Origin of the sequence: Acinetobacter sp. (assembly GCF_049284435.1) — a bacterium.
Taxonomy (GTDB): Bacteria; Pseudomonadota; Gammaproteobacteria; order Pseudomonadales; family Moraxellaceae; genus Acinetobacter.
Map to the genome: position 1 here is coordinate 24,302 of NZ_JBAPXX010000080.1, position 18,040 is coordinate 42,341.

General features: G+C 43.9%; 12 protein-coding genes, 2 tRNA genes and 1 pseudogene. 10 read left to right on the plus strand and 5 right to left on the minus strand.

The window, feature by feature from the left end; translation table 11 throughout:
• The first annotated feature begins 157 nt into the window (after window positions 1-157).
• From WAK81_RS07440 to WAK81_RS07450, 3 genes and pseudogenes are all read left to right on the plus strand, one after another.
• Window positions 158-3,289 (plus strand): annotated as a pseudogene (locus WAK81_RS07440) (efflux RND transporter permease subunit).
• Window positions 3,290-3,452: 163 nt separating this feature from the next.
• Window positions 3,453-4,793, plus strand: a complete 1,341-nt coding sequence (gene mgtE / locus WAK81_RS07445) for a magnesium transporter (protein ID WP_422196313.1) — start codon at window positions 3,453-3,455, stop codon at window positions 4,791-4,793.
• Between the two features lie 74 nt (window positions 4,794-4,867).
• Window positions 4,868-5,452 (plus strand): DUF4112 domain-containing protein, encoded by a 585-nt coding sequence (locus WAK81_RS07450; RefSeq protein WP_422196314.1) that lies wholly within the window; start codon window positions 4,868-4,870, stop codon window positions 5,450-5,452.
• A 93-nt stretch (window positions 5,453-5,545) separates the two neighbouring features.
• On the opposite strand, the gene htpX is transcribed toward WAK81_RS07450, so the two are convergent.
• Entirely contained in the window at window positions 5,546-6,451 is a 906-nt protein-coding gene (gene htpX / locus WAK81_RS07455) for a protease HtpX (protein ID WP_004280540.1), read from the minus strand.
• Window positions 6,452-6,627: 176 nt separating this feature from the next.
• Window positions 6,628-7,497 carry a lytic transglycosylase domain-containing protein gene (locus WAK81_RS07460; protein ID WP_422196315.1) on the minus strand — a complete coding sequence of 290 codons (870 nt, stop codon included), beginning with the start codon at window positions 7,495-7,497 and terminating at the stop codon, window positions 6,628-6,630.
• Window positions 7,498-7,995: 498 nt separating this feature from the next.
• On the opposite strand from WAK81_RS07460, the gene ttcA reads away from it, so the two are divergent.
• Both ttcA and WAK81_RS07470 read left to right on the plus strand, forming a co-directional pair.
• Window positions 7,996-8,922, plus strand: coding sequence for a tRNA 2-thiocytidine(32) synthetase TtcA (ttcA, locus tag WAK81_RS07465; RefSeq protein WP_004280538.1), 927 nt, complete (start codon window positions 7,996-7,998; stop codon window positions 8,920-8,922).
• A gap of 204 nt (window positions 8,923-9,126) precedes the next feature.
• Entirely contained in the window at window positions 9,127-9,513 is a 387-nt protein-coding gene (locus WAK81_RS07470) for an SCP2 sterol-binding domain-containing protein (protein WP_004280536.1), read from the plus strand.
• Window positions 9,514-9,606: 93 nt separating this feature from the next.
• Here the strand turns inward: WAK81_RS07470 and WAK81_RS07475 are convergent, their stop codons facing one another.
• Complete coding sequence (locus WAK81_RS07475) at window positions 9,607-10,722, minus strand: transglycosylase SLT domain-containing protein (RefSeq protein WP_153566826.1); 1,116 nt, start codon at window positions 10,720-10,722, stop codon at window positions 9,607-9,609.
• A 362-nt stretch (window positions 10,723-11,084) separates the two neighbouring features.
• Between WAK81_RS07475 and greB the strand changes: the two genes are divergently transcribed.
• The 5 genes from greB (at window position 11,085) to epmA (ending at window position 14,340) form a co-directional block, all read left to right on the plus strand.
• On the plus strand, window positions 11,085-11,579 hold the full coding sequence (greB, locus tag WAK81_RS07480; protein ID WP_005103930.1) for a transcription elongation factor GreB: 495 nt from the start codon (window positions 11,085-11,087) through the stop codon (window positions 11,577-11,579).
• Between the two features lie 88 nt (window positions 11,580-11,667).
• Window positions 11,668-11,757: transfer RNA gene (locus tag WAK81_RS07485), tRNA-Ser, on the plus strand.
• A 273-nt stretch (window positions 11,758-12,030) separates the two neighbouring features.
• Window positions 12,031-12,120, plus strand: a tRNA-Ser gene (locus tag WAK81_RS07490).
• 181 nt (window positions 12,121-12,301) lie between these two features.
• Window positions 12,302-13,369, plus strand: a complete 1,068-nt coding sequence (locus WAK81_RS07495) for a 4-phosphoerythronate dehydrogenase (protein ID WP_422196316.1) — start codon at window positions 12,302-12,304, stop codon at window positions 13,367-13,369.
• Window positions 13,366-14,340, plus strand: coding sequence for an EF-P lysine aminoacylase EpmA (gene epmA, locus WAK81_RS07500; RefSeq protein WP_422196317.1), 975 nt, complete (start codon window positions 13,366-13,368; stop codon window positions 14,338-14,340). The genes WAK81_RS07495 and epmA overlap by 4 nt, the downstream gene beginning before the upstream one ends.
• Before the next feature lie 83 nt (window positions 14,341-14,423).
• Here epmA and WAK81_RS07505 read toward each other — a convergent pair whose 3' ends face one another.
• Window positions 14,424-15,659: a multifunctional CCA addition/repair protein gene (locus WAK81_RS07505; protein ID WP_422196318.1), complete on the minus strand. Its 1,236-nt coding sequence runs from the start codon at window positions 15,657-15,659 to the stop codon at window positions 14,424-14,426.
• 94 nt (window positions 15,660-15,753) lie between these two features.
• Window positions 15,754-18,033 carry an NADP-dependent malic enzyme gene (locus WAK81_RS07510; protein WP_422196319.1) on the minus strand — a complete coding sequence of 760 codons (2,280 nt, stop codon included), beginning with the start codon at window positions 18,031-18,033 and terminating at the stop codon, window positions 15,754-15,756.
• Between the last annotated feature and the right edge of the window lie 7 nt (window positions 18,034-18,040).

Below are 18,040 nucleotides of genomic sequence, written 5' to 3' on the forward strand. Positions count from 1 at the left end.
TAGAGCTGAAAAATCCTCGTTTATACGGGGATTTTTTTATCGTTAAAATTTATCCGATGGCTGGTTGCGTTTTCAGCATGGTGTGAAAATTGCTATAGAAATCATCTATTCATACAAGAATTCGTCGTGAGAATGCATCTGATGGGGATTTTTATTCATGTTGTCACGCTTTTTTATTTATCGACCTAAATTTGCAGCAGTCATCGCCATTATCATGATGGTGTTAGGAATTTTTGCACTGCAAAAAAATTCCCATTGAGCAGATGCCGAATATGGATGCACCTGCGTTAGGGGTTTCTGCGGGGTATCGTGGTGCATCTGCGGAAACCGTTGAGCAATCGGTCACGCAAATTTTAGAACAAGCGATAAAAGGCATTGAAGGTTTGGAAAGCTTTCAGTCCAACAGTAGCGTGGGACGTGCAAATCTGACACTGTCGTTTGAGCAAGGAGTGGATCTCGATCAGGCACTGTTGCAAGTGCAAAATGCGGTCAATGGTGTGCTAAGTCGATTGCCTGAAGAAACCCAGCAAAATGGAGTGGCTGTTTATAAACAAGGTTATGATCAATTTGCATTACTGAGTTTATATGATGAATCAGGGAAGGCGACACCTACAGAGCTTGCTGACTATTTAATGGTGCATGTCGAACCGCGGTTTTCCCGTATTGACGGGATGGGTGAGGTGGAGCTTTATGGCGCACAGGCTATGCGATGCACATTTGGCTCAATCCACATAAACTACGCCAATTTAATCTGATGCCGAGTGATATTCGCAATGCAGTCGAGGCACAAAATTCACCACTTGTGTCTGGTTCTATTGGTGGATTATAGACTGTGCAAGATCAATACATGAATGCCAAGGTCAGTGCAGGATCACGTTTAAGTAGCATTGATGAATTTGAAAAAATTATTGTGAAGACAACAGACTCAGGTTCAGTACTGTACTTGAAAGATGTCGCACGTGTTGAGTTAGGGGCAGAAAGTTATAACCATTTAAATTATACCAACGGTCATTTATCCGCTGCATTATCGATTCAATTGGCGCCACGGAGTAATGCCATTGCGGTTTCAGAGCAGATGCAAACGGTATTGAAAAATGCCCAAGCCAATTTGCCTGCCCATTATCAATTGCGTATGACCATGGACAGAACCCCATTTATGACCAGTTCAATTGAACAAGTCGCGAAAACTTTGGTCGAAGCGATGGTACTGGTGGTCTTGGTGATGTTTATCTTCCTGCAAAACTGGCGCGCTACTATTATTCCTGCAGTCACGATTCCGATTGTAGTTTTAGCCACATTTGCGGTGCTATATGTACTGGGAATGAGCTTAAACAGTTTTACCTTGTTTGCCCTGATTTTGGCGATTGGTCTGTTGGTCGATGATGCCATTGTGGTAGTGGAAAACATTGAACGTTTGATGCATGAAGAACATCTGGATGCTCAGGCTGCAGCTTTAAAGTCAATGAAGGAAATTAGCGGTGCATTGATCGGGATTACTTTGGTCTTAACTGCTGTATTTATTCCCATGGCATTTTTTGGCAGTATGACAGGAGTTATCTATCGTCAGTTTTCCATCACGTTGGTAGTGGCAATGCTACTTTCTTTATTGGTGGCACTCATCATCACCCCTACATTTGCAGCGCAACTGCTAAAGCGTCAACCACATCAACCAAAATGGGCACAGCGTTTTAATCGTGGCATGGATAAGCTTACCATGCGTTACCAAAAGCTTTCTGCACGTAGCATGCAGTTTAAAATGACGATGTTGGCTGTATTTAGTATATGTGTTTTAGGCTTTGGCTGGCTTTATAAAAACTTGCCCGAAGGGCTGATGCCTACGGAAGATATGGGCTTTGTCATGGGTCAAATTGTGATGCCGGGCAATGCACCACGTTCTGAGATAGAAAAAGTCGGGCGTGAAGTTCAAGACTATTTAATGCAGCATGAATCTGAGCGCATCCAAAGCCTTGGGATTTGGTATAGCGAAAACAATGTTGGGGTTGGGCCTTATCGTGGTCAGCTCTTTGTCGTATTAAAGGACTGGGCAGCGCGTAAAAATCCTGAAGATACCGTCTTTGCTATTGTAGATCGTGCACAAAAACACTTTGCCAATCATGCCAATGCCCAGATTTTCTTTATGGTACCTTCTATGTCAAGTAATGGACGTATAGCCGACTTTTGGTTACAAGATCTAGATTCACGGGGCAGCGAGTTTTTACAGCAATCCTTCTCTGAGATTGAAACTCGTGCCAAAGCAAAATCATCGATTGAATATTTACAACTTGATGTACCCAAAGAAAGTGCCGAGCTGAATATTAAACTGGATATAGAACGTTTACTCAAATATGCTGTACCTCAGCAAAATTTTAACAGTACGTTGGCTGCAGCTTGGAGTGGTACCTACATCAACGACTTTATTGATCGTGGGCAAATCAAACGCGTCATCATGCAAGGCGAAGCGGAGTTCCGTTCTAAACCTGAAGATTTGGCACATTGGCATGTCCGTAATAGCAAAGGCGAAATGTTATCGTTTAATCAATTCACTACGCTGAATTGGTAAGGTGGACCGAATAGTATCAACCGTTATATGGGCTATAACGCCGTGCCTGTATATGCAGGTATTCCCAAAGATCAATTTTCGAGTCAAACCATGCAAGATGTCGAAGCTTTAGTCGATGAACAAGACGGAGTAAATTTGGCCTGGAGTGGAGCCGCACTAGAAGAAAAACGTAGCAGTGGGCAAGCTATTTTCTTGTATCTAATTTCGATTGCCTTTATTTTCTTATGTTTAACGGCACTTTATGAAAGCTGGACGGTTCCTGCTGTGGTGTTGACCGCGATTCCTTTGGGTGTAGGAGGGAGTATTCTGTTCTGTGCCTGGCTTGGTTTTGCAAACGATATTTACTTCCATATCGCCTTGCTGACGACCATCGGTCTGTCCTGTAAAAATGCAATTTTGATTGTAGAGTTTGCCGTACAAGCAGAGCAGGCAGGTCATACTCCGGTTCAGGCCGCGATACTGGCCGCGGGCTTACGCTTGCGTCCTATTGTCATGACTTCCATTGCATTTGCAGCGGGCGTACTGCCTTTGATGTTTGCCACAGGCGTCAGTGCAATCAGCCGGCAGGAAATTGGCAGTAGTGTTTTTGGTGGGGTGCTATTTGCTACTGTTCTGGTACTGCTGTTTATTCCCTTTATGTATGTATTGATCCGTAGTCTGATGATTAAAAAAACGGTTTCTCAATCAGTGGTGATAGAGCATCCATCTTTAGAAAGTGAACAAGCCTGACTCAGTCAGGCTTTTTTTTGGCTAAATATCGAGGAATTGATTTATACAAAAAATATCGTCATATTGCAGCATGATCATTAAACTTATTCACATGAAAAAATTAGGATATATAGGGATCAGGACAAATATCTCTTGAATGCCAGACTTTTATAATGAGCTGCTTATGCCGACAATTTCAGAAAAAATCCAGCATATCCAACAACAATTACATTCTGAAAATCACGACCTCGCTGTAGGTTTACTCAGTCAGCTGAATGTCGCCGATCAGGCGCGCATTTTAAGTCGTTTAGATGCTCGGCAACAGGCCCGAATTTTAAGGCAACTGAATGAACCAAGCTTGGTCTATGCTTTTATGCCCCTAGGGCAGCAGTTAAACGTGACAAAGCACTTATCTATTTCAGAACTTGTTCCCATTCTGGACGCAATGCCTTCCGATGATTTTGTCGATATTTATAAGCAGTTTTCGCCGCCGCTACAGCTGCAATTGATGGGCGCATTATCTGAAGAATCCCAGCAAACCCTCAAAGATCTGGCCATCTATCCGGAAGGCACGGCAGGTGCCATGATGAGTTCACGTTTTGTGACGCTCTCACCCGATTTAAGGATGGATGAAGCGATACAGGCTTTACGTGTGGTGGCTGCGGGGCAGGAAACTCTGTATCTGATGTATATTGTCGATGCAGAAGAACGGCTGATCGGTGTGATTTCCCTAAGGCAGATCATTCAGGCCTTACCTGAGCTGAGCATTGCCGAGGTGATGCAACATGACGTCATTTCTGCTCAGGTAACAGATGATCAGGAAATTGTAGCTCGAGCCTTGGCCTATTATGATTTTATTGCCCTGCCTGTAGTTGATGCACAGCAAAAACTCTTAGGAATTGTCACCTATGACGATGCTATGGACATTGTCGAAGCCGAAACCACTGAAGATATTTTAAAGTCGGGTGCAGTAACGCCGTTGACTGAATTGAGCCTTAAAACTGCCCCGATTTTGACCCTGTATCAGAAGCGGGTCTTTTGGCTGGTCATTCTGGTTTTTGGCAGTCTGCTCTCTGGAATCGGGATTGCGCACTTTGAAGAGATCATTGCCGCACATATCGTGTTGGTATTTTTCTTACCGCTTTTGGTGGGTAGTGGCGGGAATGCCGGTTCGCAATCAGCCACCTTGATGGTGCGTGCCTTGGCCACAGGCGATGTCGAATTTAAGGACTGGTTTAATTTGCTCAGTCGCGAATCTCTGGTGGCGCTGTGTTTGGGCGGCACCATGGCGATTGCCGTATCCATTCTGGGTTATATTCGGGGAGATATTATGGTAGCTGTGGTGCTGGCCATCAGCATGCTTGGGATTGTGTTGATGGGCTGCCTGATCGGCATGAGTCTGCCTTTTATTTTAAATAAACTCAAACTTGATCCTGCCAGTGCCTCGGCGCCGTTAGTGACTTCCATCTGCGATGCTACTGGTGTGATTCTGTATTTATTTGTCGCTTCCAAATTATTGTTTTAATTCACAGATTGATACATCAGCGTAGAAAAAATGCTTTATGCTCATGATAATCAGCATTATTTCTGGAATAACTTATGCCTGAGCCTGGACAAAAACCAAAACTAAGCCAACAAGAGGTAATACGTCTGGAACGTGATCTGGCCAAGTTTGCCAATATGATGGATTCCGTGGTACGTATTCCGTTTACCAAGCAAGGAGTGGGGGCAGACGCGGCTTTGAGTACGATTCCGGTTGCTGGAGATATTGCCGGTTTTGTGTTGACCTGTTATGCCATTCATAAGGCCAAACAGATCGGGGTGCCGAGTGCCAAACTCAATCCGGTGATGAAGATGGCGGCGATCGATGCGGTAGTAGGATTCATTCCGGTGGCGGGCACGGTCTTTGATATTTTTATTCGTCCCAGTCGCAAGGCGCTCGATGTCGTGCACCTGCATATTCGTGAGGAATATCAGATTAGCAGCGACCGGCATGTGGTGCACCCATTTTTGCATGAAAGTCTGGAACGCAAACGACAGCAATCTGCCTTCTGGCGCAATCCCGTGGTGGCCTGGATATGGATTCACATCCCCGATATTTTAGGCACTTTATTCCTGATTTTATTTGTCTTCGCGATCGGCTGGGGGGCTATGGCGCTATATCAATGGTTCAGCCAATTATAGGTTAGCTAAAGAATAATTAAATCCAATAAAAAAGCCTGCAATTGCAGGCTTTTCTTAAATCAACACAATGATATTACTTAAACATGCTTAAGATTAAGCACAATCAAGTTGTTGCAATGCAGCGACACGCTGTTCGATGCTTGGATGCGTCTGGAACAATGCAGCAAGGCTAAAGCCTTCTTCTTTACCAGCAGAAATCGCAAATGCTTTCATTTCTTTCGGCATGGCATCTGGCATTTCAGATTCTGCCTGTAAGCGCAGTAATGCTGAAATCATGGCTTGTTTACCTGCCAGACGTGCACCAGCTTCATCGGCACGGTATTCACGGTGACGAGAGAACCACATCACAATCGACGACGCAAGAATACCGAATACGATATCCAGCACAATAGTAATTACGAAATAAGCAATACCTGGTGCTTCACCTTCTTCACGACCAAAGACATTGCGGTCAATAAAATCACCTGCGACACGTGCAAAGAACATCACGAAGGCGTTTACTACACCTTGGATGAGTGCCAAAGTGACCATGTCACCATTGGCGACGTGACCAATCTCATGCGCTAATACCGCACGAAGTTCGTCTTTGTTCATACGCTCAAGCAAGCCGGTTGATACCGCAACTAAAGCATCGTTTTTGTTCCAGCCAGTGGCAAAGGCATTCGACTGGTAAGAAGGGAAAATACCCACTTCCGGCATTTTAATGCCTGCACGCTGAGAAAGTTGTGCAACTTCTTGGAGCAACCAGGCTTCAGCTTGGTTACGAGGTGCATTCGGGTCAATCAGTTCAGTACCCGTGGTCTTTTTCGCCATCCATTTAGACATGAACAGGGAAATCATTGAGCCAACCATACCGAACACGAAACAGATGACCAACAGGTTGCCTAGATTCAAGCCACCTGCGCCATGGTAACTACCGACACCGAAGAGTGACAAGATAATGCCAGCTACAACCAGTACCGCGAGGTTGGTTAGCAAGAACAAACCAATCCGCATCATTGAGAAATCCTCTTATTACAGAAAAATAATCTGATTATTAAATGTAAATCATTGAAATCAATATGCGGTGAAATCGAGAAGAATTCAAGGAAAAAATAGCATTTGGCTACAAAAAACACAGGATATTTTTTGTACAAATTAAAACATAGGTCTTTAAAAACAAAGCTATTTAGGAATTATTCACTTAAATATATTTTTGCAGATGCTGACGCATTCGCGGTGGCATATGAGCCTGCTGGTGCATCGGTGAAACTGCCATCCGCTTGAGCAATGATCTGACGCTGATATTTTGCAGCCTGAATATTGGAAGCTGTGGTGGTTTCAGTAGAATAATTGTCAGAACTCGCAATCACACGACCAGTATCAGAAGATGCTGTATAGGCAGCACTATGATTGCCTAGACCTTGAGCATATAGGTTCTGATAACGGCTGCTGACACGACGGACATAGTCCTGAGTTTCACGAAACGGTGGCACGCCCTTATATTTGGCGACATTACCTTCACCAGCATTATAGCCTGCCAGTGCCAAGGTGGTATTGCCATTAAAACGTTTCAATAACCAGGCCAGATATTTGGCGCCTGCCATAATATTCTGCTGCGGATCATAGGCATTGCTGACATTAAAACGACGGGCAGTCGCCGGCATGAGTTGCATTAAGCCCTGTGCACCGACTGGAGAACGTGCCTGTACATTAAAGCCGGATTCGGTATGCATCACAGCTTTAATCAAGCCTTCAGATACACCGTAGGTTTGTGCTGCCTGACGGATGATCGAGTCATAGGCATTTTTATTTCTACTATAGCTAGGCAACACGGAAGCTTCACTAGAGCCCCAGTTACTATAACTATGAATATTGCTGTCTGGGTAATAAGTTACTTTGACTTTCGTTAAGGATTGATCTGATGATTTACGATTAGTTAAAAAGGTAGTGCCCTTCTGATCTTTATAAACATAGATTTGCCCTGCGTACGTTACGGTACTGCTATATAGACAGAATAAGGCACTGATTAAATGACGCCCCAAAACATGTACATTTATTTTCATTGTTTATATTAAGTAAACACAAGCGAGAAAAATTTAATAAAGAGTTTAACAAAAAATTACGGAATGAAAAGACTTGTGTGCTGCATTTATAAACGAGTTTGTAAATGCAAGTCATTTTTTACATTTTAGCAGTAGAAAAAAAATATGATTTAATTTGAAACCTTAGGCTTGACAGGGTTAACTATTTGATTTTTATAAATAATTAAATTGATTAAAAAATGATCAATTTAAAGAAAAGCCTTATCTTTTGAGCCGGACAAGTTGTCAAGTCTGTTTCAATCCACAAAGTTATCCACAGCTTTTGTGGACAACTGTGGAAAAGTCCAAAAGATAAGCATCTTGACTAAAAAATGAACGTAATTGTTCAATATATCAATCTAAATAAAACATGAAAATGAAACTAATAAGACATTTTCATGAAAATAAATTCTTTTGATGCGATAGCGGTCCGAATCGGCTAAAATTGCGCGGTATTTTTTTTATGGGTTAATCTCGTCTATGTACTCGCCAGTTGAGTCCGAACAAGGATTTAATTTCAAACCTGAACTGCCAACAAGCTCAGCCTACTACCGTTTGTTGAAGAAGCTTCGCCGCCAGGTCGGACATGCCATTCGTGACTTCAAGATGATTGAAGAAGGCGATAAGGTCATGGTGTGTATTTCTGGTGGTAAAGACAGTTATACCCTGTTGGATATCCTGCTACAGTTCAAACGCATCGCACCGATCAATTTCGATGTAGTGGCTGTTAACCTGGATCAGAAACAGCCTGGTTTCCCGGAAGATGTTCTACCGCGTTATTTAGAAGAAAATAACATTCCGTATTACATTCTGGAAAAAGACACCTACAGCATCACTAAAAAGCTGACGCCTGAAGGCAAAACCTACTGTGCAGTCTGTTCGCGTTTGCGTCGTGGTTCTTTATACGGTTTTGCGCAGGAAATTGGCGCCACCAAGGTTGCTTTAGGCCATCACCGTGATGATATCCTGGCGACTTTCTTCCTGAACCTGTTCCATGGCGGCAGCTTGAAAGCCATGCCACCAAAACTGTTGTCTTCAGACAAAAAGAACATTCTGATTCGCCCACTGGCTTATGTGGAAGAAAAAGACATCATCAAATATGCAGAAATGCGTCAATTTCCAATTATTCCATGTAATTTATGTGGCTCTCAGGACAACCTGCAGCGCGCAATTATCAATGACATGTTACGTGATTGGGATAAAGCACATCCAAAACGTCTGCACAGCATTTTTGGCGCATTGCAAAATGTTTCGCCATCGCAGCTGGTCGATCGTGAATTATTTGATTTTGAAGTGCTGGACAGTCAGCGTGAATTTGACTTCAAAGGCGGTGATTCAACTGAAGAAGCGGTGGAAGGCGAGAACCGCCGGATCAATATGGTCAATCTGGGCTTTGCTGCAGACTAATTTTAGAACGGGTAGACATCAGCCTACGGGTTGATGTCTGCTTATAAACATAAATAAAAATAGAACTACAAAAATTGAACGGCGCGTACAAAATTCGTTAGCCTTTGCGCTAATGATCATGATATAACAAAGCACAAGCATAATAGCTTCAACATGATGTCGTCTGGATAGTCGACAAATGAACAAATAATTTGAGGAAAGATCATGCCTGCTTTTTTAACTGATGATTGGTTTTCAACTGTAGAAACTCTAACTGCGCAAGCTGGCGATTTGAATTTGCCACCAGCTTTGGCGAACCTTGCGATTAATTTGGTTGTAGCGGACACTACAGGTAATACTGAACTATCTTTAGATGGTGGGGCAATCAAGAAAGGTTTGTCTTCAAATGCCAAAACCACGCTGAATATGGATGGCGAAACTCTACGTAAAGTTTTCCTGGAGTTTGATATGGCTGCTGCAATGCAGGCATTTATGACGGGTAAAATTAAAGTACAGGGTGATATGTCACAATTGATGGCACTTCAAACTGCAAAACCAAGTCAGGAACAAAAAGATTTGTTTAAGAAAGTGCTTGAAAATACCACGGCTTAATTCTGCTAAGACATTAGCCTGAATGAAGACGAAAAAAGCTTACCCAGAGGTAAGCTTTTTTTATGACATTTTGATTAACGCTAAGGTTTCAGCTTAGATATTCACCAATTGTGGTGTGGTCTTGATATGCTCCAGATAAGCACGAATGCGGGTTACGTATTGCACTGCTTGACGGTAACGACCATTATTGGCTTTATTCTGATCCAGATAGGCATATAAGTTCACCCAGTTATTCGGGTTCTTGCCTTGCGACTGAATGCGCTTTTGCAACTGGTTCACGGCACCTGGGCCCATATTATAAGCCACCAGTGCAAACCAGTTTCGATCTGGAAAAGGAATATGATCATAGCGACTAAGCATTTGATCATAATACTTGGCGCCACCCTGAATGCTTTGAGCCGGATCAGTACGGTTACTCACGCCCATTGCTTTGGCTGTACTGTTGGTCAGCATCATCAAACCACGCACACCCGTCGGAGAAACTGAATTCGGTTTCAGATAAGATTCCTGATAACCAATGGCCGCCAGTAAATGCCAATCCAGATCATACTGCTGCGCCGTCTGTTTAAAACTCGCTTCATAGATCGGCAGGCGATTGTTCAAATCACGTTGAATGGTGGTCCAGGATTCCTCTTTCACCACATTCTGATTATAAAATGAAGCAAGCTGCTTGATGGCACCACTTTGTTTGCCTTTGCAGACAAAAGCACTGGCCGTCTGGCTCAAAGGATCTGTAGCAGATTTAAACACCAGATTTAAATTGGTATTCAAGCCATTACTCGACAGAATCGATTCATCGCCACAAGTGGCTGAGAATGACGTCAAACGCTTGTTTTCAATGGTGCGTATATCAGTAGTCGTCATGGCCAGATTGGCTTTACCCTGAGCAACCCATTGTAGCGCTGTATTATTATCAGGGACGATTTTAAAATCGAGCTTTACATTCAGATTGTTGGCATAGTTACGAACCAGATCATAACCGAAGCCATGCAGATGTTGTCCATCCTGAAATACGGTGGTCGGATTTTCAACCGCAACCACGGTCAACTTATTACTATTGACCACATGATCAAACTGAAGTGTGGTCTTACTTGCATTGATACTGTGTAGGGGAATAAATGCAGTGCTCAGTACAAGTGCTTTCAAAGGGAGAGAAGAAATTACAGATCTTAGGCAAAGCCTCGACCCAGTGGATGAACTACTGTGCATGTTGTCTCCGCTACAAGTAATTTATGCCCTAAAAATCACAGCCAACAAAGCCAGAAATTTTAACAGTTTGATAAATTCAATAAGGGTTGGGCAGTCATGACGTCATTCAAAATGACAAGAGATTTAAAGATAATTATGTAGAAAAACTACATAGATTAAAAAGTAAGCATTTCCGGAAGTTGGTGGCATATTAATGATCTAAAAAACGATTGTCAAATTTTGTACACAAATTATTTTTAAAAATAATTTTAAGCTATTGAAATTTAAAATGAATTTTTTTGGAATTTTGCCATTGTGTTAAAATGGTAAATAAAATAAGCTGTTTGTAAGTTAAAACACTGAAAATATGATCAGCAAGACATATGAAATCCAACTTAATCACCCGTGCTGGACACGATAAATTGGTGGCAGAACTTAAGAATCTCTGGCATGAAGAGCGTCCTGAAATTACCAAAAAAGTGAACTGGGCAGCCAGTCTCGGCGACCGTTCTGAAAACGCAGATTACCAATATAACAAGCAAATTTTAAGGAAAATTGATCGGCGGGTCAGGTACCTTGGCAAGCGCCTAGAAGAGCTGAAAATTATAGATTTTTCCCCAGAGCAAGAGGGCAAGGTCTATTTTGGTGCCTGGGTAGAAATTGAAAATGAAGAAGGGGAACAAAAAACTTTACGCATTGTCGGTGTAGATGAAATTTATGATCATCATCCGCAGCATATTTCGATCAGTTCACCGATGGCGCGCGCGTTATTGGGCAAGCAGGTTGATGATGAGGCCGAGGTGCTGACACCCTCCGGCAAAAAACTCTGGTTCATCAATTCAATTCGTTATGAAAAGCCAGAAAATTCAGCAGATTAATGAAATTGATTTTATTTTGTGCAGTTGATGCAGTGAAAGCATAAAAATATTTGCCAAGCGTGATTTTTGTTTATATCATGTCGGCCATGGAAGCGTGGCAGAGCGGTTTAATGCACCGGTCTTGAAAACCGACGAGGGTGTGAGTCCTCCGTGAGTTCGAATCTCACCGCTTCCGCCAAATTTTAAAAACCCAGTCAATTTGACTGGGTTTTTTTATGTCTCAATATTTTGCGATTGTTGATCAGACTGGATGCCGAATGCGGTTATTTCTCTCATCATTCTCTACTGAATTAAATACAACTCAAGATCATTTCAATATTAAAATATTTGCATGAAAATACCCAAGTTGGCTTGGATTTCGGCTGATTTTTAGCTGAATAAACCGCTTTTTAGAGAAGTTTCGCTAAATTTTATTGCCAAAAATCTAATTTATTTATATGATGGCGGCCAAGGAAGCGTGGCAGAGCGGTTTAATGCACCGGTCTTGAAAACCGACGAGGGTGTGAGTCCTCCGTGAGTTCGAATCTCACCGCTTCCGCCAAATTTTAAAAACCCCAGTCGAAAGATTGGGGTTTTGCTTTTTGAGGCTGTATATGTTGAATATTCAATTCCTGAGTCCTGAACTTAAGTCATAAAATCTTGAAAAATGGACGTATCGGCCAAATATAGAGTCAGAGGCGTCAACGCGCTATCATACGCCCAAGCATCATATGGATCTCATTATGAAAATTGTCGCAGATGAAAATCTGGCATTTACCGATTATTTCTTTTCCGAATTTGGTGATATTCAACATCGTGCAGGGCGAACTTTAAGTGCAGATGATGTCAAAGATGCCGATAGCCTGTTGGTACGTTCAGTGACTCAGGTCAATGAAGCACTGCTACAGAATAGTTCGATCAAATTTGTGGGCAGCGCCACCATTGGTACGGATCATTTGGATCTTACTGCATTGGAACAACATGGGATTCAGTGGAGTAATGCGGCCGGCTGTAATGCGCAAGCGGTGGCTGAATATGTCATTACCGCATTATTGCAGGTACGTCCTAGACTACGAGATGCCAATGAGACATTTACGCTGGGTATTGTCGGTTTGGGTAATGTCGGAACCCGTCTGGCTTATATGGCGAAACTTTTGGGCTGGCGTGTGATCGGTTGCGATCCTTTTGTGCAAAGAGAGCAGGTCGATCAAGTTGAATTTAATGAATTGTTGCAGCAAGCGGATGCCGTTTCAATTCATGTACCTTTAACCAAAACTGGTGCATATCCAACCTATCATTTATTCAATGCTGCTGCATTGGCAAAAATGCAGCCTGATGCGATCCTGATTAATTCAGCACGTGGGCCAGTCATTGAAGAAGCCGCGCTGATCCACGATATACAGGCGACACATCGAACCGTGATTTTGGATGTTTTTGAACACGAACCGCTGATTTCAGCAGAACTTCTGGATCTAGTGACTTTGGTCACCCCGCATATTGCCGGCTATAGCCTGGAAGGCAAGGCACGTGGTACCCAGATGATCTACGAAGCTTTTTGTCAAACTTTTGGTTTTGCAGCCAATAAACAGTTTGAATCCCAGCTGCCTGTCTGTGAGCAGTTTTTTCAGGGGCAGGATTTAAAAATGGCATTGCAACAGCATTTGGCGCAAATTTATGACATTGCTCGTGATGACGCCAATCTACGTGCTTGTGTCAAGGATGGTCAGGTGGATCAGCAAGCTTTTGATCATTTACGTAAAACCTATCCGCTGCGCCGTGAGTGGGCAGCACACGGTGGGCCGAAGGCATGACGATGACTTATCAGCCGACTTGTGACCTTCAATCCATGCGTGCCCGGGCAACCTTATATCATCAAATCCGTCAGTTTTTCGCTGAGCGGGATGTATTAGAAGTCGAAACACCGATTTTGTCTCAAGCAGGTGTGACTGATGTGCATTTAGCCTCGGTACAGGCCCAGCGTCATGTGCTGGGTAAAGCGCATACCCATTATTTACAGACCTCACCCGAATTTGCCATGAAGCGCTTATTGGCCAGTGGCAGTGGACCCATTTATCAAATCTGTAAAGTCTTCCGTGATGATGAGCATGGGCGTAAGCACAATAGCGAATTCACCATGCTGGAATGGTATCGCCCAGGATTTAGCTTAAAAGATTTGATGTTTGAAGTATCTGATCTGTTGAATGTGACCTTGAAAGCACGTTTTGGCGAAATCCGTCCGACCATTCTGAGCTATAAACATGCTTTCATGGATCGTTTGGATCTCAATCCGCTTCAAGCAACTTTGCAGGAACTGAAAGACTGCTGTCGCCGTGTTGGACTCAATCTGGATTTGGGCGAGGATCGTCTCGGTTATATCGACCTGTTATTTTCACATATGGTTGAACCAAGTCTGGGTTTTGATACTGCAGTATTCCTGACCGATTTTCCACCTGAAATGGCCTCTCTGGCTAAAACCCGAATCGATGAAGATGGTGAACTGGTCGCTGCGCGTTTTGAACTGTATATCGAAGGTTTAGAATTGGCCAATGCTTATGATGAACTGATTGATGCCGACGTATTGCGTTCGCGCTTTGAGGCAGATAATGCTGAACGAGCCAAACTTGGCTTGCATGTCATGCCCATCGATGAATATTTACTGGGGGCTTTGCCGAACATGCCGGAATGTTCAGGGATTGCCTTGGGAATTGACCGTTTGTTGATGATTGCAACCAATCAAATGAAACTGGAACAGGTGATTACTTTCCCGGCAGATATTTCCTGATGGTACTGATTCAATATTTCTCAATTCCTTTTTTGATAAAGAGAAATTAAGCTATTAAAAAAGCACCCGAAGGTGCTTTTTTATCATTCAATCGCTACGGTTTGTTGCGCTTTGAGCTCACCAAGTGCCTGAATTCGTCGTTCAATCAGCATCTCGCCAATATCCGGACCTTGAATATCGGCAGGCAGGTCTTGCGCCTTGATGGCACGTACGGTCTGCATGGCATCAAGGACGTATTGCGCTTGTGGATAGGCACGATCTTCCAGACCCAGGCGGCCACGTGAATCACATTCACAAGCCTGGACGAAAGCTTCGACACGTTCAGGGCGACGTAATACATCCAGACGTTGCAATAATCGCCATAAGGTTCCCGGCTTAAGATTAAATGCCTGATGGCATTTCAGATGCTCTTTGCACACCGCCAAAGCCAGCTGCTTGGTATACGTCGGCACTTTTAAGCGGTCACACAGTTCATTTACTGGCTTGATGCCACGTTCTTCATGCATGATATGTCGCGGTAATTCTTCAACCGGAGTCAAAGCCTTGCCTAAATCATGCACTAAAACGGCAAAACGTACATCCAGGCTGTAGTTTTGACGGCAAGCCTGCTGCAAGGACATCATGGTATGAATGCCGCAGTCAATTTCCGGATGATATTCAGGGCGTTGTGGAATGCCATATAAAGCATCAATCTCAGGGAATAGCACCTTTAAAGCACCACATTGACGTAATACTTCAAAATACACATCAGCATGACGTTCGGATAAAGCACGGGAAGTTTCTTTCCAGACGCGTTCCGGCGTCAATGCATTTAATTCACCCGATTCAGTCAAGCGTTGCATTAACGCCAAAGTTTCATCGGCAATCACAAAGCCTGCACTGGTATAACGGGCAGCAAAACGGGCTATTCGCAGCACGCGTAATGGATCTTCGACAAAGGCATCGGAAACATGACGTAGAATCCGGTTTTCCAGATCCTGTTGACCACCATAAGGATCATAAACCTGGCCGGCATCATCCATGGCCATGGCATTAATGGTCAGGTCACGCCGAATCAGATCCTGTTCTAACGTAACGTTGACATCGGTATGAAACTCAAAACCATGATAACCGGCGCCAGATTTACGTTCGGTACGCGCCAGTGCATATTCTTCTTTTGTTTGGGGATGTAGAAAAACAGGGAAATCTTTGCCTACGGGCTGATAGCCTAAGTCAAGCATTTGCGCGGGAGTTGCACCAACGACCACATAATCTTTTTCGTGATAGGGGTGTCCGAGCAAATGATCTCGAACTGCGCCACCTACTAAATAAACTTGCATGAAAAAACCTCTATTCTTACAAGCATCATGCTACAGAATAGAGGTTTTCTCAAGTTAAGAAACGAGGCTGATGCGTCGTTATCTTGTCATTGGCTTAAAGTGCATCTTGTTCCGCTTGCTGGATTTCTGCAACAGTCAGTGCAGTCATGTTGATCACACGGCGCGTGGTCGCAGTCGGCGTCAAAATGTGGACAGGTTTCGCAGCACCCAACAGAATTGGACCAATCGTCACGTTGTTGCCTGAAGTTGCCTTTAACAGGTTAAACGAGATATTGGCAGCATCCAGATTCGGCATGATCAGCAAGTTTGCAGAGCCTTTGAAACGTGAATTCGGGAATGCAAACTGACGAATGTTTTCATCCAGTGCAGCATCACCGTGCATTTCACCTTCAACTTCCAGCTCAGGCGCGATTTCAGACAGGATGTCATACACCTTACGCATTTTTTGCGCACTGGCATCATGCTGGTCTGAACCGAAACTCGAGTGAGAAAGCAGGGCAATACGTGGTGTCATACCAAAACGGCGAACTTCTTCAGCGGCCAGAATGGTCATTTCGGCCAGCTGTTCAGCCGTTGGGTTGGTATTCACATAGGTATCGGCAATGAACAGGTTACGGTCTTCAAGCATCAAGGCATTCAGGGTAAAGAAGGTGTTATGACCATCTTTCTTGCCAATGATGTTGCTGACGAAGTCCAGATGAATATCGTAGCTTGAATAAGTACCACATAGCATACCGTCTACCATGCCATGTTTCACCAGCATCGCTGCGATTAGGGTAGAGCGGCGACGTGCTTCACGCTGTGCATATTCAGGCGTTACACCCTTACGCTGCATGATGTTGTAGTAATCGTCTGCAAACATTTCATAGTTCGGGTTCTTTTCTTGATCAACAATCGTGATATTCACGCCATCTTCAAGACGTAGACCCAATTTTTTAATGTTGGCTTCAATGACAGCTGGACGGCCCACCAGAATCGGAATTGCCAAACCGTCATCTACCGCAATTTGAACTGCACGAAGTACACGCAGGTCTTCACCTTCTGCATAAGCAATACGTTTAGGATCAGATTTAGCCTGTTCAAAGATCGGTTTCATCATGAATGCAGAGTTGTAGACAAACTCAGACAAACGTTGACGATAATGCGAAAAATCTGTGATTGGACGTGTTGCCACACCAGAATCCATTGCCGCTTGTGCCACAGCAGGTGCGATTTCTAGAATCAGGCGTTGATCCAGTGGGCCTGGAATCAGGTATTCACGGCCAAATGATGCTGATTTCTCACCATAAGTTGCCGCATCAGCTTCAACGTGTGCCATGCGTGCAATTGCATGGACACAGGCAATTTTCATTTCTTCGTTAATGGTGGTTGCACCAACGTCCAGCGCACCACGGAAGATGTACGGGAAGCACAGTGCGTTATTCACCTGGTTCGGATAGTCAGAACGGCCGGTTGCCATGATCACGTCATCACGTACTTCATGCGCATGTTCAGGCAGAATTTCTGGATCCGGGTTTGCCAAGGCAAAGATGATCGGATCTTCAGCCATGACCTTGACCATCTCTTTGGTCAGAATGCCTGCAGCAGACAGACCAAGGAACATGTCTGCGCCTGCAATCACGTCACCGAGCTGAGTAGCTTCAATATCTTGTACATAGGCTTTCTTAGATTCATCCAGGCCTTCACGATGCGTAGTCAGCAGACCGCGTGAATCGGCAACGATGATATTCTCTTTTTTAGCACCCAGGGCGCAAAGCAGATTCAAACAAGACAGTGCAGCAGCGCCCGCGCCTGAAGCCACGATCTTGATCTCTTCAATTTTTTTGCCGTTGATTTGCAATGCGTTGAGGAGTGCAGAACCCACAATAATTGAAGTACCGTGCTGATCATCATGGAATACCGGAATATTCATGCGTTCACGCAATTTTTGCTCGATATAGAAACACTCTGGCGCCTTGATATCTTCAAGGTTAATCCCGCCGAAAGTTGGTTCTAATGCAGCGACAATATCGACAATTTTGTCTGGATCATTTTCAGCGATTTCGATATCGAATACATCAACGCCAGCAAATTTTTTGAATAATACGCCTTTACCTTCCATAACTGGTTTAGAAGCCAAAGGGCCAATATTACCCAGACCCAATACCGCAGTACCGTTGGTCACTACAGCGACCAGGTTGCCACGTGCTGTATACAATGCAGCAGTTGAAGGATCGCGTTCAATCTCAAGACATGGTGCAGCTACGCCAGGCGAGTAAGCAAGGGCCAAGTCACGTTGGTTGACCAATTGTTTGCTTGGTGTAACGCTTATTTTCCCCGGGGTAGGAAATTCGTGATAGTAAAGGGCCTGTTGCTTTAAAGATTGTTCGTCCATCAGTCTC